This window comes from Neisseria sp. P0001.S005 (genome assembly GCF_051963715.1).
Window position 1 is genome coordinate 1 of record NZ_JBQCTZ010000087.1, and the last position, 14,609, is coordinate 14,609.

A 14,609-nucleotide genomic window follows, 5' to 3' on the forward strand; every position below is an offset into this window, starting at 1 on the left:
ATGGTACAAGCTGATGCGAGTGCCCGTATGCAGCCTGCCGATATTCTGAACCTGACTGTACCGAACAAATCCGGCGTGGCCGTACCGCTTTCTACCATTGCTACTGTTTCTTGGGAAAACGGTATGGAACAAAGCGTCCGCTTCAATGGTTATCCGGCAATGGAGCTTTCCGGCTCTCCTGTTAATGGCGTATCTTCCGGTCAAGCCATGGCTGCGGTGCAGCAAATGGTTGATGAAATGGGCGGCGGTTACAGTCTGGAATGGGGCGGTCAGTCTCGTGAAGAGGCTAAAGGCAGCTCGCAAACTGTCGTGTTGTACGCATTGGCTGCTGCCGCTGTATTCTTAGTATTGGCTGCTTTGTACGAAAGCTGGTCTATCCCGTTGGCGGTTATCCTTGTGATTCCGTTGGGCTTGATTGGCGCGGCATTGGGTGTAACCGGCCGTAACATGTTTGAAGCATTGCTGGGCAGTATTCCGGCATACGCCAACGATATCTACTTCCAAGTCGGTTTCGTTACAGTGATGGGTTTGAGTGCGAAAAACGCGATTTTGATTATCGAGTTTGCCAAAGACCTGCAAGCGCAAGGCAAGAGCGCGCTTGAAGCTGCGCTTGCCGCCGCACACCTGCGTTTCCGTCCGATTATCATGACTTCGTTCGCCTTCATCTTGGGCGTGGTACCGCTCTATGTTGCCAGCGGTGCCAGCTCCGCCAGCCAACGTGCGATTGGTACGACCGTGTTCTGGGGTATGTTGATCGGTACGATTCTGTCCGTATTCCTTGTGCCTTTGTTCTATGTGGTTGTGCGTAAATTCTTTAAAGAAACTGCACACGAGCATGAGATGGCCGCCAAACACGCCGCTGAAGCCGGCATGATTGAAGACGGTAAACACGATTCAGACAAGCACTAAAGCAAAGGCCGTCTGAAAATTTTCAGACGGCCTCAAAATGCTAAAGGATTCTAAAATGAAGAAGATTACATTCAAACCTGTATTGACCGCCGTTGCCGCAGCTGTGGCTTTGTCGGCCTGTACCATGATGCCGAAATATGAGCAGCCTCAAGTTGCCGTTGCCGATACGTTTAAATACGACACTGTTGACGACGGTATCCGTGCCGCTGAATTGGGTTGGCAAGATTACTTTGCTGATCCTCGCCTTCACCGCCTGATTGACATCGCATTGGAACGCAATACCGATTTGCGTACAGCTGCGCTGAATGCGGAAATCTACCGCAAACAGTACATGATTGCGCGTAATAACTTGTTGCCAACCGTTAATGCCAGCGGTACAGGTTCGCGTCAAGGCAGCTTGAGCGGCGGCAGCGTCAGCAGCCAATACAGCGTGGGTTTGGGCGCAGCCTCTTATGAACTTGACCTCTTCGGCCGTGTCCGCAGTACCAGTGAAGCCGCGTTGCAAGGTTATTTCAATGTGGCCGCAAACCGCGATGCCGCCCATTTGACCCTGATTTCTACCGTTGCCAAAGCCTACTTTAACGAACGCTACGCGGAAGAAACCATGGCATTGGCACAACGTGTGTTGCAAACCCGTGAAGCGACTTACAAGCTCTCGCAATTACGCCATAAGGCCGGCGTGATTTCCGCCGTTGATTTGCGCCAACAGGAAGCGCTGATTGAATCAGCCAAAGCCGATTACGCATCCGCGGTGAAAAACCGCGAGCAAGCGCGCAATTCCTTGGCTATGTTGATTAATCAACCCTTGCCCGAAGACCTGCCTGCCGGTCTGCCTTTGAGCAAGCAGTTCAAAATGACCAAACTGCCTGCCGGTTTGAGTTCGGAAGTATTGCTCAACCGTCCGGATATCCGTGCAGCCGAACACGCGCTCAAACAAGCCAATGCCAATATCGGCGCGGCACGGGCGGCGTTTTTCCCACGCATCAGTCTGACCGGTTCGGTCGGTACAGCTTCCGGCGAGTTGAGCGGCCTGTTTAAGAGCGGTACGGGTATTTGGGCTTTTGCACCATCCATCACTCTGCCTATCTTTGACTGGGGTACAAACAAAGCCAATCTTGACGTAGCCAAACTGCGCCAACAAGCACAAATCGTTGCTTATGAAGCCGCCGTTCAATCCGCATTTAAAGACGTTTCCAATGCGTTGGTTGCACGCGAACAGCTGGATAAAAGCTATGACGCTTTGAGCAAACAAAGCCGCGCCTACAACGACAGCCTGCGCCTCATCAGCCTGCGCTACAAACATGGCGTATCCAGCGCATTGGATTTGCTGGATGCCGAGCGCAGCAGTTACAGCGCAGAAACTGCTCTTTTGGCCAATCAGCTGACCCGTTTGGAAAACCTTGCCGACTTGTATAAAGCACTTGGCGGCGGTTTGAAACGCGAAACCAAAGCTGCTGAATAAGTATTTGCCTGCTAAGATTAAAAGGCCGTCTGAAACATTTGGATTTCAGACGGCCTTTTTGTTATGCGGTAATTCTAAGCTTTTAATTTTTCGCTTAAAGTGGCGACATAGGCTGCGCGTTCGTTACGGCTGGCTTCTGGCTGGTGTGTGTTGAGCGAAGACCATTTGCGGTTGCTGCGCGCTTTGTTGAGTTCGCTTGGCAATTTGGCCGCATTCCAGGGCGCTTTGCGTTCTTTTAGCTCGATGTGTGATTGAGCCGCATGGCCGCGCGTTTGCAAGACGTGCAACAAATCCAGTGCGCGTGCGGCAAGTAGGGTAAGGGTTTCCGGATCGGTATGCAGGGTTTGTCGGCCGTTGATTTTGTCGGTGATGTCTTGGGCATTGGGCAAAATACCGCCCAATAGTCCGCCAATGGCTGTACCCAAACCAAGTGATCCGCCAAGCGTGGCAATATCCAAGCCTAAGCCGATGAGCGCGCCTGCGGTTGCGCCGGTACCGGTACGGATGCCGTAATGTTTGAGCAACTCGCTGTCAAACGGATCTTGTTTGAAGGCTTTGGGCATCCATGTGCTGTCGCTGCCGACTTCGTCGTGATAGAAGTGGTAAAGTGTGAACAGGCGTTGTTGCATTTGCCGCTCAAGTTGGCGGATTTCCGATTGCATGACTTCCAAAGTCGGGGCAGGGTCGTCGTTTTCGGCAATTTCTTGGGTAAATGCGGCGGCATCCAGCAGAAAATCGGCAATTTCACGACGCGCTTCCGTATCCAGCCGTTGCCACTCGCGACGGCGCATATTGATGAGGCGGTCGAGGATGTCACGCTTAGGTAACATGGTGGCAAGGTTGTCCCACAATCGGATTTCGCCTTCAAAGTCGAAGGCAACGGTATCGAAACCGGCGTAAACATGCAGGGTTCGACGGGCGAGCATGTTGGTCCAAGTGGTCAGGTCTTGATTTTGGGTAAAGTTGAACACGGGCATGATGGGCTTGGCGCACCAAGACAAAATGGTCAGCTCGTCTTTGTATTTGTCGAGGACGGGTTCCCGCGCATCGATGACGTACATGGCCATATCGCTTTGCATGACTTGGCGCAGCACTTTGGCCTCTTGGTTGAACTCGTGATGCGCCTCATGACTGCTGAGGAATTGCTGGATGCGCTCAATGCCGTCATCGCGTGCGGATGTATGGGTTTCCAGCCAGTCCAACACGCCGCCTGCATCTTCAAGACCGGGTGTGTCGTAGAGGTAAACCAAGCTGTCGTCGCCATCGTTGATGAGGGCTTCTTCGACATGGCGCGTGGTGGATGGCGCGTTTTTCACTTCGCCGAAGGTGCTGTCGCGCAAAAGCGTACGTAAGAGCGAGGTTTTGCCTGTGTTGGTATGGCCGACGACGGCAAGGGAGAGTGGGGTGGTCATGGTCTTTGGGTTGGGTTGATATGGACGATGAATGTGTGAGTATGGAGCCGTTTATCTTGAGTGGCAATATATGATTCAGACGGCCCTAAATTTCTTAAATATGGGCGAAAATAGCAAGAAAAAGAGGGGAATAGCGGATTTGTTGTTTTTTAGCAAAATACTTGAAAATAGATGGGAAAACAGTTGACAGGGGGGTAGAAGGCTAGGATAATTCGCGCCGTTGAGTTGCTTGATGCAGCTTGATTTTTCTCCTCTATTTCTCCTTTGTAGACTTGGCGCATATCGAAACGGTATGCGCATTTTTTTATCCGCATTGAAATATGATTACATTTAAAATTTGTAAATCGAATAATTAAGAAATTTTACAAGAAAAATACTTGCGCGGTTGAAGCTCTTGTTGCATAATTCGTTTCGTTAGCTGGTTCGAGTAGTCAGTTAATAGTTTCTCCTCTATTTCTCCTTTGTAGACTTGGCACACATTCTGTCGGATGTGTGCATTTTTTTTTGCCTATTTAAAATAAAGGCCGTCTGAATGTTGTAATCTTTCAGACGGCCTTTGTTGGTTGAATAGAATTAGATGTCTAATACCACTTCTTCTTTGACTTCTTCCATGACAACATAGCTGCGGCTTTCGGACGCAGCCGGCAGTTGCAGCAGGATATTGCCGAGCATATCGCGATAGGCGGACATATTGGGCAGGCGGACTTTGATAAGGTAGTCGTATTCGCCGGAGACTAAGTGGCATTCTAGAATTTGCGGAATCTTCAGCACTTCGCGTTTGAAGTCTTCAAAAATATTGCCGGATTTGGAGCGCAGTTTTAGCTCGACAAAGACCAAGAGGCTTTGACCTAAAGCATGGGGATTCAGATGGGCATGATAGCCGGTAATAAGGTTGTCGCGTTCCAAGCGGCGGACGCGTTCGGTTACCGGCGTGGTGGAGAGGCCGACTTTTTCAGCCAATTCGGTCATGGGGATGCGTGCATTTTGTTGTAGGAGCTTGAGAATTTTTAAGTCGGTTTTGTCGAGTTCTTTCATGGCCTTGATGTCTGTCGTTTTCATTTGGATTGAATCATAACCTTAAAACAGCTTGAGAAGAAGCATAAATGCCTGAAGGAGAGCATGAGGTCTAAATTATGAATAGATTATTCTTGTGTATTTCATGGAATCCTGTGTGGTTTTTGACCTATAATATTTACTTCAAAGTAATAGGGCAGGCCGTCTGAAACGAAATGCCGATAAGAGGAATACATTATGCGTCCGCTCAATGCGCAAATCCGTTTGGATAATTTACGTCAAAATTATCGTTTTCTCAAAGAGTTGCACGGCAATAAATTGTTGGCTGTGATTAAGGCCGATGCTTACGGGCATGGTGCGGTCAGATGTGCACACGCGTTGGCGGATATTGCCGACGGCTTTGCGGTGGCAACGGTAGATGAAGGCGTGGAGTTGCGTCAAAACGGCATTAAAAATCCGATTGTTTTGTTGGAAGGCGTATTTGAGGATGCGGAGTATGCGGATGTTGACCGTTATGATTTGTGGCCGGCAATCGGTAGCCAATGGCAGCTGGAGGCGTTTGCGCATCATGAGTGGCAAAGCCCGACAACCGTATGGCTGAAAATGGACTCAGGTATGCACCGTGCCGGTTTCTTTCCACACAACTATGCCGCTGCCTATACTGCATTGAAACAATCCGAATCGGTTGGAAATATTGTGAAATTCAGCCATTTTGCCTGCGCGGACGAACCGGAAAACGGCATGACCGAAATGCAGCTTGAAGCGTTTGATTTGGCGTGTGAGGGTTTGGAAGGCGAGGAGAGCTTGGCCAATTCCGCCGCGATCTTGAACGTGCCTGAAGCACGCCGCGATTGGGGACGTGCCGGTCTGGCCTTATATGGTATTTCGCCTTTCGGCGGCGTGGATGAGCGTTTGAAACCGGTTATGCGCCTGACTTCTCGCGTTTTCGGCGAGCGCGTGTTGCAGCCGCATTCTCCGATTGGCTACGGCGCAACGTTCTACACCAGCAAATCTACCCGTGTCGGTTTGATTGCCTGCGGCTATGCAGACGGTTATCCGCGTCGCGCTTCTACTAATTCCCCTGTGGCCGTGGATGGTAAGCGTAGCCGTATTATCGGCAGGGTATCTATGGATATGATTACGGTTGAACTGGAAGCCTCGAAAGAGGGCTTGGGCGCGGAAGTCGAGCTTTGGGGTGATGTGATTAATATCAATGAAGTTTCCGAAGTTGCCGGTATGATTCCATACGAAATCCTATGCAATATCAAACGTGCGAAGTTTACGTATATTGAGTAAGCAGTAAAAGATAAGGCCGTCTGAAATATATTTTCAGACGGCCTTTTTGTTATCTGCAATTAAAACGATTCGTCAGCGCGTAAATAACGCCATTTGCCCGGCGGCAGTCTGCCGAGTTTGACTTTGCCCATGCGGATGCGTTTCAAACCGACAACGCGCAGGCCGACCAGTTCGCACATGCGGCGGATTTGTCGTTTTTTGCCTTGTCGCAAAATAAAGCGCAACTGGTCTTCGTTTTGCCATTCGACTTTGGCGGGGCGCAATTTTTCTCCGTCCAAACTCAAGCCGTGGTTGAGCAGAGCGAGGCCTTTGTCGTCCAGTTTGCCACGGACGCGGACAAGGTATTCTTTTTCGCTGCTGCTGTTTTCGCCAATCAGTTGTTTGGCAATACGGCCGTCCTGAGTGAGTACCAACAATCCGACAGAGTCAATGTCCAAGCGGCCGGCAGGGGCTAAGCCGAATTTGTGCTTTTCGCTGAAAGGGATACGGCTGTCGTCGCCTTCCCAATGGTTGTCGGCGGTAATGAGTTCTGCGGCAGATTTATAGCCTTTTTCTGCCTGCGCGCTGACGTAGCCGACAGGTTTGTTCAGCAGGATGGTTACGCGCGCTGCTTGTTTTTCATGGGCTTGTTTGTTGAGGTCGATGCGGTCACGCTCGGTGACTTTTTGACCGAGTACGGCGGTTTGGCCGTTTACTTTGACCCAGCCTTGCTCGATGTAGCTGTCTGCCTCGCGGCGCGAGCATAAGCCTAATTGCGCCATGCGTTTGGAGAGGCGCATGGTTTCGGAATCGTTGTTTTGCATGGTATGGCAATATAGAGAAATGGGAATATCGGATTATAGCATTGACCGTTTGTCAGGCCGTCTGAAAACTGAATATTTGGGTTTTCAGACGGCCTTTCGTTTGCTATATGTTAAGGAATATTTGGTTTTGAAGTAAAAAATGAAGGGTATATTGTCTGTTTGTGTTAACCTTACGGACGAACTAATCATTTTGTTTTCAGTCGAATTGGGGTTGAAATGACATTTCACTCATGAAATCATGAAGACTATAATGACTGGTCTTTCTGAAGCGCATTAAGGCAGTTTGTCGCTAAAGCAAGCCTTGGTGCATCACGTTTTAAGGATAAATCAATGAAATCGCTCAAATCATTTTTGATCTGGGGCATTGTGGTTTTGGTAGGCTTGGCCTCCTTTACCACTTTAGCTCTCAGCCGTGGCGAGCAGGTCAGTGCGATTTGGATGGTTACGGCCGCCATTTCGGTATACTGCATTGCCTACCGTTTTTACAGTCTTTACATTGCCAACCGTGTGATGCAGCTTGATCCTAACCGTCTGACTCCGGCAGAACGCCATAATGACGGCTTGGACTATGTACCCACACATAAAGGCGTACTGTTCGGTCACCACTTTGCCGCTATTGCCGGCGCAGGCCCTCTGGTTGGTCCTGTATTGGCAGCGCAAATGGGTTATCTGCCCGGTACTTTGTGGATTATCTTCGGCGTGGTGTTTGCCGGTGCCGTACAGGATATGATGGTACTGTTTGTTTCTATGCGCCGTGACGGTAAGTCTTTGGGCGATATCGTGAAACAAGAACTCGGTACCGTCCCAGGCGTGATTGCCTCCATCGGTATTTTGATGATTATGGTCATCATTATGGCGGTGTTGGCGCTGATCGTTGTGAAAGCATTGGTTCACAGCCCTTGGGGTACGTTTACCATCGCGGCAACCATGCCGATTGCCCTGTTTATGGGTATCTACACCCGTTATATCCGTCCGGGCAAAATTGGTGAGATTTCCATCGTCGGCTTTATTTTGCTGATGTTGGCTGTGATTTACGGTGAAGATGTTGCCCACAGCTCCTTCGGTCACTGGTTTGATCTTGACGGCATTCAGCTGACTTGGGCGATTATGATTTACGGTTTCGTGGCTTCCGTATTGCCGGTTTGGCTCTTGCTGACTCCGCGCGATTATCTGTCTACCTTCCTGAAAATCGGTACGATTGCAGCTTTGGCTTTGGGTATCGTCATTGTTAACCCGACTCTGCAAATGCCTGCAGTTACCCACTTTATCGATGGTTCAGGCCCGGTATTCTCCGGTGCATTGTTCCCATTCTTGTTCATTACCATTGCTTGTGGTGCGGTTTCAGGCTTCCATGCGCTGATTTCTTCAGGTACCACGCCAAAAATGGTGGAAAACGAAACCCACGTCCGTATGATCGGTTACGGCGGCATGATTATGGAAAGCTTTGTGGCCATTATGGCTCTGGCCGCCGCCGCTTCGCTTGATCCAGGCGTGTACTTCGCGATGAACAGCCCGGCCGCGCTGATTGGTACGGATGCCAACACAGCTGCCGAAGTCATCACCACTAAACTGAACTTCCCTGTTGATGCCGCAACCCTGTTGCACACTGCTAAAGAAGTAGGCGAAAACACCATTCTGTCCCGTGCAGGCGGTGCGCCTACCCTCGCAGTCGGTATGGCACACATCATGAGCCGTCTGATTCCGGGCGAAGCCATGATGGCGTTCTGGTATCACTTTGCCTTGCTGTTTGAAGCCTTGTTCATCTTGACCGCGGTTGACGCCGGTACACGCGTTGCCCGTTTCATGATTCAAGACTTGGGCAGCATCTTCTACAAACCTTTCGGCAACACCGACTCCATCCCTGCCAACCTGATTGCGACCTTCTTCGCCGTGGCATTGTGGGGCTACTTCCTCTACACCGGCGTGACCGACCCCTTGGGCGGCATCAACTCGCTCTGGCCTTTGTTCGGCATCGCCAACCAAATGCTGGCAGGCGTAGCGTTGATTATGTGTACCGTTGTATTGGTGAAAATGAAACGCGACCGCTATGTTTGGGTAACTTTGGTTCCTGCTTTCGGCGTATTGTTTGTCACCTGCTATGCCGGTTTGCAAAAACTGTTCCACAGCGACCCCCGCGTCAGCTTCTTGGCTCACGCAGGCAAATACCGCGATGCCTTGGCTTCAGGCAAAGTCCTTGCTCCAGCTAAAGACATTGGCGAAATGTCACAAATCATCTTCAACGACCAAATCAATGCCGGTCTGACCGCTTTGTTCCTGGCAGTTGTCGTGATTGTCGCCGTATACGGTTTCCATACTGCCATGAAAGCCCGCAAAGTCGGCTGGCCAACTGCTAAAGAAATTCCAGCAGTGTACCGCGACGGTAAACAGCCGGAGGCTCAGAATGAAGCATAAGCTTGCATCTTGGTGGAAAACCATCAAGCTGACAGCAAACTTGATGGCCGGTGTTCCAGATTATGAAAACTACGTTGCCCGCCAGCGCAGACATAATCCCAACGCGCCGGTCATGACTGAGCTGCAATTTCAAGACTACTGCCGCAAACGCCGTTGCGGCGGCAACGGCGGACGCTGTTGTTAATTAAGGCATAAAAAGGCCGTCTGAAAATACTTTCAGACGGCCTTTCATTATAGAATATCAATAAACATCAAAAACTTTTTTTGTCATCAATATTTAATCGAACAACTTGTCGATATTTACTCTTCTTCGAGTAGTACCAGCGGACGCTGTATTTTTCTGAGTTCTTCCACCTCGTCTAACAGCCGCATAATCAGCCCCAATGCGGGAATGCCGGCCTCAAAATCACGGCTTAAGCGTTGTGCGCGACGGATGCGGGCAAGATGAAAACCACTGAAGGTGCTTTTTTCGGGCGCGCCATCGATGCTGATGATGTCTTCTGCTATAAGTTCCAACAGCCAATCGCGACGGCAGCGGCTGGCGGCAACGATTTCTTCAAAAGTAAGGGTAATATCGGAGGACTGAATCATAATTTATCCTTTCTCTTATGCTTGTTTTGCGGCAAAGTGTTCGGCCAATTTTTCCCATGCGGCACGGTCGGCTTCGCTCTCTACTGGCGGAACATTAATGCGGATATTAAGATAAAGGTCTCCGGCTTCTTTTGCAGGAATACCTTTGCCTTTAAGGCGGATGCTTTTACCGCTTTGGCTGTTGGCAGGCAGATTGACCTGTAAGCGGCCTGAAGCGGTAGGGACGATGATTTTGCCGCCCAATACGGCTTCCCAAGGTTTGACATCTATTGTTTGATATACGTCTTTCCTGTTTTTGACATATAAATCAGGTTGGTCGTGGAACTTAATTTTTAAGTACAAGTCACCGTTTTCCCCGCCGTTGTATCCCGGCAAACCTTGACCGGCCAAACGGATTTGTTGGCCTTCTGCAATACCTTTGGGAATTTTAACGTTGAGGGTTTTATTTTGATAAACCGCACGTCCGTATTCGTCTAGAGTCGGCACATTCAAAGTCATGCTACGTTCTGCACCAACATACGCTGCATAAATATCAATACTCAATTCAGCATGTTGATCCTCGCCTTTTATTGGGCCTCGGGGTTGTTCTGAACGAGTGTGGGATTGGCGGAATGATGAAAACAGATCTTCAAAATTGAAGTCTCCCGCTCCGAACGGCTCGCCTTCATGACGTTCATAGCGGAAGCCACCACCATTGAATCCATTGCCAAACGGATTGCTTCCTTGACCAAACGGATTGCCTCTGGTGCTGTGTCCGTAAGGATTAGCCAACATTTCATCGTATTCAGCCCGCTTTTCTTTGTCGGAAAGCGTTTCGTAGGCACGGTTGATTTCTACCGTACGTTCGGCTGCGTCAGGTTCTTTGCTGACATCGGGGTGGTATTTGCGCACCAGTTTTCGGTAGGCTTTTTTGATTTCGGCCTCATCCGCATCTTTGGTAACGCCCAGTATTTCATAATAGTTTTTTTCTGCCATGTTATTCCTTTGACTGCTCATATACAAAATTCTTATGGTGTTAATAATTGAGGGTAGGTATTCTAAAATCAAGGGCGTTAGAAATAAAATTCTCTATTTCTGACAATGATTAATGGATAATTTATTTCTTTGTTCCTAGAGAAATAGAAAATATATAGGCCGTCTGAAATACGGTTTTTCAGACGGCCTTTATCAAATTGGGGTTTTATTTATCTTGAGCGTTTTTTTGTTCGCGGACCACCCATTGGGCAATATCTGAACCCAATACTTTAGAAGTGCGGTTCAAGACGGCGCAAGAGCTTTTATAAGCGCCAAACATGCCGCCGGAAGAGTTGCGGGTGAAGGTTTTTTATTAACTTGTTTGCCGTCAACATACAAAGCGGCTGAAACCGCCATACCTTTGGCGTGACCGATAAAGGCATTGCCTGCGCTCATAGCGGAAGTAATGGCGATATCTGCGTATGTGCCTTGTTTTTTACCGTCACGGATAACAGTTACATCGCTTTTGGCTGCAGTTTCTTGCAAAGATTTGGACATAATACTGCCTACTTCTAAACATTCCGAAACGATACGGGTATCGATTTCTTCTTTGTCGCGGTAAGGGATGCTTTCATCAATATGGACATCTGCGCTGGCAAATGCAGATGCAAACAAGAATGCGGTTGCAAGGATACGGTTAGGAGACATAGTAGGGTACCTGAAATGGAATGTTAAAAAGAGTTGTTATTGTATAACGGCATTTACACTCAATCAACATAAGTTAAGTTGGTAAACGCTTTGTTGAGATGGGTGTTATGATAAGACAAATCAAAAGGCCGTCTGAAATAAAGTTATTTCAGACGGCCTTTAAATTGAGGTATTAATTTGTTCTGGTCAAATAAGGCAGAGGATCGACTGCTTTGCCGTTTAGACGTACTTCAAAATGCAGCTTGACGTTGTCTGAATCGCTGTTGCCCATGGTGGCGATAACTTGACCTGCTTGGACTTTTTGATCTTTTTGTACCAAAAGCGTGTCGTTGTGGGCATAGGCGGTAATGGTGTATTCATTGTGGCTGATCAAAATTAGCTTGCCGTAGCCGCGGACTTCTTCGCCAACGTAGATGATGGTACCGGCTGCGGCGGAACGGATTTGTTGGCCTTGTGTGCCTGCAATATCTATGCCTTTGCTGGTGGTGCCGTTGTAGCGTTGGATAATGGAGGATGAGGCGTTATCGGTCGGCCATTGCAGGTTCAATTGGTTGATCGGGGTAACGGCAGTGGTTTGGTGTTGCTGTGTTGCAGTGCTGCGTGGGGCAACATGACGGCGGACGCGCAAAACTTGGCCGACTTCGATTTGTGAGGCGTTGGGAAGATTATTCCAGGCAACCAGTGTATTGACATTTTGTCCGTAGCGTTTGGCGATTTGGGTCAGGGTATCGCCAGGGCGGACTTTGTAGTAGCCGTCAGGTACGGCACGGTTGGAAGAGGTATTGTTGCCGGCACAGGCTGCTAAGACGGCAATGGTGCTGATGAGTGCCAGACGTTTCAAGGCCGTCTGAAAGGTGGAAATAAAGTTTGTATTCATGGGATATTTTAAATGTATCGTTATGCTATATATGATAGATAGGAAGAGTGAGAAAAGGTTCACTCAAAAGGCATGGGATAAAATACAGAGAAGCAGTATATTAACATTGAAAATTTGTGAATATGGCGGTATATTTTTTTATCATTTTGATGATAAAGGATTTTTTTATTAAGGTAAAAGAAAGTGAAAGTTTTTTCAGACGGCATTGAATAAGGCAATAAAAATCCCCTGCCGGGATAAACGGGCAGGGGATTTTTGTCTTATCGAACTTATTTGTTCAATTCGTTAGCCAAATACAGCCAGGTTTCAATGACGGTATCAGGGTTGAGCGATACGCTCTCGATACCTTCTTCAACCAGCCATTTGGCAAAGTCTGGATGGTCTGATGGGCCTTGACCGCAAATACCGACGTATTTGTTTTGTTTGCGGCAAGCAGAGATTGCCAAGTGCAACATCACTTTAACGGCAGGGTTACGCTCGTCGAAGGAGTCAGATACCAAACCGCTGTCACGGTCGAGGCCGAGGGTCAGCTGGGTCATGTCGTTAGAGCCGATGGAGAAGCCGTCGAAGTATTGCAGGAATTGTTCTGCCAATACAGCGTTGCTTGGCAACTCGCACATCATGATCAGGCGCAGGCCGTTTTTGCCGCGTTCCAAACCGTTTTCTTTCAGGGCTTTAACAACAGCTTCTGCTTCACCCAAAGTACGAACAAATGGAATCATGATTTCGACGTTGGTCAAACCCATTTCATCGCGAACGCGTTTCAAGGCTTTGCACTCGAGCGCGAAGCAGTCTTTGAAGTTATCGGCTACATAACGCGCTGCACCACGGAAGCCCAACATTGGGTTTTCTTCGTGCGGTTCGTAGATGCTGCCGCTCACCAAGTTAGCGTACTCGTTGGATTTGAAGTCAGACATACGAACAATGGTTTTGCGTGGATAAACCGAAGCAGCCAAAGTTGCCACACCTTCTGCGATTTTATCGACATAGAAGTCAATAGGAGAGGCGTAGCCAGCGATGCGGCGGGTAATTTCCGCTTGCAATTCATCGTCTTGTTTATCGAATTCTAACAAGGCTTTAGGATGGATACCGATTTGACGGTTGATGATGAATTCCATACGCGCCAAGCCGATACCTTCGCTAGGCAGGTTGGCGAAGCTGAATGCCAATTCAGGGTTACCAACGTTCATCATTACTTTTACAGGCGCTTTAGGCATGTTGTCCAAAGCAACATCGGTAATTTGTACGTCCAGCAAGCCGGAGTAGATGAAGCCGGTATCGCCTTCGGCACAAGATACGGTAACTTCTTGGCCTTCGGACAACAGATCGGTAGCGTCGCCACAACCTACGACAGCCGGAATACCCAATTCACGCGCGATAATCGCTGCGTGGCAGGTACGGCCGCCACGGTTGGTAACGATGGCAGAAGCACGTTTCATTACCGGTTCCCAATCCGGGTCGGTCATGTCGGTAACGAGTACGTCGCCTGCTTCAACGGAATCCATCTCGGAAGCATCTTTCACCAAGCGAACTTTACCTTGGCCAACTTTTTGACCGATAGCTCGGCCTTCGCACAAGACAACTTTTTCGCCGTTGATAGAGAAGCGGCGCAGGTTGCGGCTGCTGTCTTCTTGAGATTTCACGGTTTCAGGGCGTGCTTGCAGGATGTAGAGTTTACCATCCAAGCCGTCGCGGCCCCATTCGATGTCCATTGGGCGGCCGTAGTGTTTTTCGATGGTCAGCGCGTAATGAGCCAACTCGGTTACTTCGGCATCGGTAATGGAGAAGCGTTGACGGTCTTCTGCAGGTACATCAACGTTGGTGACAGATTTACCGGCTTCGGCTTTGTCGGTAAAGATCATTTTGATTTGTTTTGAACCCATGGTTTTGCGCAGGATAGCCGGTTTGCCTGCTTTCAAAGTAGGTTTGAATACATAGAATTCGTCAGGGTTTACCGCGCCTTGTACGACGTTTTCGCCCAGACCGTAAGAAGAGGTAACGAAAACGACTTGGTCGTAACCGGATTCGGTATCGATGGTAAACATCACACCGGAAGCACCACTGTCAGAGCGCACCATGCGTTGTACGCCGGCAGAAAGGGCAACGATGTCGTGTTCGAAGCCTTTGTGGACACGGTAAGAAATGGCACGGTCGTTGTACAGGGAAGCGAA

The 14,609-nt window shown here is 49.1% G+C and carries 13 protein-coding genes; 5 read left to right on the top strand and 8 right to left on the bottom strand.

Annotation, left to right across the window (positions count from 1 at the left end):
* Both ACTHSP_RS11415 and ACTHSP_RS11420 read left to right on the top strand, forming a co-directional pair.
* A partial coding sequence (locus ACTHSP_RS11415; protein ID WP_440346122.1) for an efflux RND transporter permease subunit occupies nt 1-909 on the top strand: 909 nt, incomplete at its 5' end.
* Nucleotides 910-964: 55 nt separating this feature from the next.
* A complete protein-coding gene (locus ACTHSP_RS11420) occupies nt 965-2,371 on the top strand; it encodes an efflux transporter outer membrane subunit (protein ID WP_152333306.1) in 1,407 nt (468 codons plus the stop codon).
* A gap of 74 nt (nt 2,372-2,445) precedes the next feature.
* On the opposite strand, the gene ACTHSP_RS11425 is transcribed toward ACTHSP_RS11420, so the two are convergent.
* A complete protein-coding gene (locus ACTHSP_RS11425; RefSeq protein WP_049350575.1) occupies nt 2,446-3,783 on the bottom strand; it encodes a GTPase/DUF3482 domain-containing protein in 1,338 nt (445 codons plus the stop codon).
* A 573-nt stretch (nt 3,784-4,356) separates the two neighbouring features.
* A complete protein-coding gene (locus ACTHSP_RS11430; protein WP_079453694.1) occupies nt 4,357-4,818 on the bottom strand; it encodes a winged helix-turn-helix transcriptional regulator in 462 nt (153 codons plus the stop codon).
* A gap of 216 nt (nt 4,819-5,034) precedes the next feature.
* On the opposite strand from ACTHSP_RS11430, the gene alr reads away from it, so the two are divergent.
* Nucleotides 5,035-6,093: an alanine racemase gene (gene alr / locus ACTHSP_RS11435; protein WP_049329139.1), complete on the top strand. Its 1,059-nt coding sequence runs from the start codon at nt 5,035-5,037 to the stop codon at nt 6,091-6,093.
* Between the two features lie 59 nt (nt 6,094-6,152).
* Here alr and ACTHSP_RS11440 read toward each other — a convergent pair whose 3' ends face one another.
* A complete protein-coding gene (locus ACTHSP_RS11440) occupies nt 6,153-6,896 on the bottom strand; it encodes a pseudouridine synthase (RefSeq protein WP_036493902.1) in 744 nt (247 codons plus the stop codon).
* A gap of 330 nt (nt 6,897-7,226) precedes the next feature.
* Here ACTHSP_RS11440 and ACTHSP_RS11445 point away from each other — a divergent pair, with 330 nt between their 5' ends.
* Together ACTHSP_RS11445 and ACTHSP_RS11450 are read left to right on the top strand one after the other, a co-directional pair.
* Nucleotides 7,227-9,308 (top strand): carbon starvation CstA family protein, encoded by a 2,082-nt coding sequence (locus tag ACTHSP_RS11445; RefSeq protein ID WP_371464492.1) that lies wholly within the window; start codon nt 7,227-7,229, stop codon nt 9,306-9,308.
* On the top strand, nt 9,298-9,492 hold the full coding sequence (locus tag ACTHSP_RS11450; RefSeq protein ID WP_036493904.1) for a YbdD/YjiX family protein: 195 nt from the start codon (nt 9,298-9,300) through the stop codon (nt 9,490-9,492). The genes ACTHSP_RS11445 and ACTHSP_RS11450 overlap by 11 nt, the downstream gene beginning before the upstream one ends.
* Nucleotides 9,493-9,608: 116 nt before the next feature.
* Here the strand turns inward: ACTHSP_RS11450 and ACTHSP_RS11455 are convergent, their stop codons facing one another.
* The 5 genes from ACTHSP_RS11455 to ppsA form a co-directional block, all read right to left on the bottom strand.
* Complete coding sequence (locus ACTHSP_RS11455; protein ID WP_003685006.1) at nt 9,609-9,899, bottom strand: chaperone modulator CbpM; 291 nt, start codon at nt 9,897-9,899, stop codon at nt 9,609-9,611.
* A gap of 15 nt (nt 9,900-9,914) precedes the next feature.
* A complete protein-coding gene (locus tag ACTHSP_RS11460; protein WP_049352593.1) occupies nt 9,915-10,874 on the bottom strand; it encodes a DnaJ C-terminal domain-containing protein in 960 nt (319 codons plus the stop codon).
* A 282-nt stretch (nt 10,875-11,156) separates the two neighbouring features.
* Complete coding sequence (locus ACTHSP_RS11465; protein ID WP_440346123.1) at nt 11,157-11,561, bottom strand: hypothetical protein; 405 nt, start codon at nt 11,559-11,561, stop codon at nt 11,157-11,159.
* A gap of 172 nt (nt 11,562-11,733) precedes the next feature.
* Nucleotides 11,734-12,438: a peptidoglycan DD-metalloendopeptidase family protein gene (locus ACTHSP_RS11470; RefSeq protein ID WP_049352596.1), complete on the bottom strand. Its 705-nt coding sequence runs from the start codon at nt 12,436-12,438 to the stop codon at nt 11,734-11,736.
* A gap of 269 nt (nt 12,439-12,707) precedes the next feature.
* Nucleotides 12,708-14,609, bottom strand: a 1,902-nt coding sequence (gene ppsA / locus ACTHSP_RS11475) for a phosphoenolpyruvate synthase (protein ID WP_440346124.1), incomplete at its 5' end; no start/stop codon positions are given.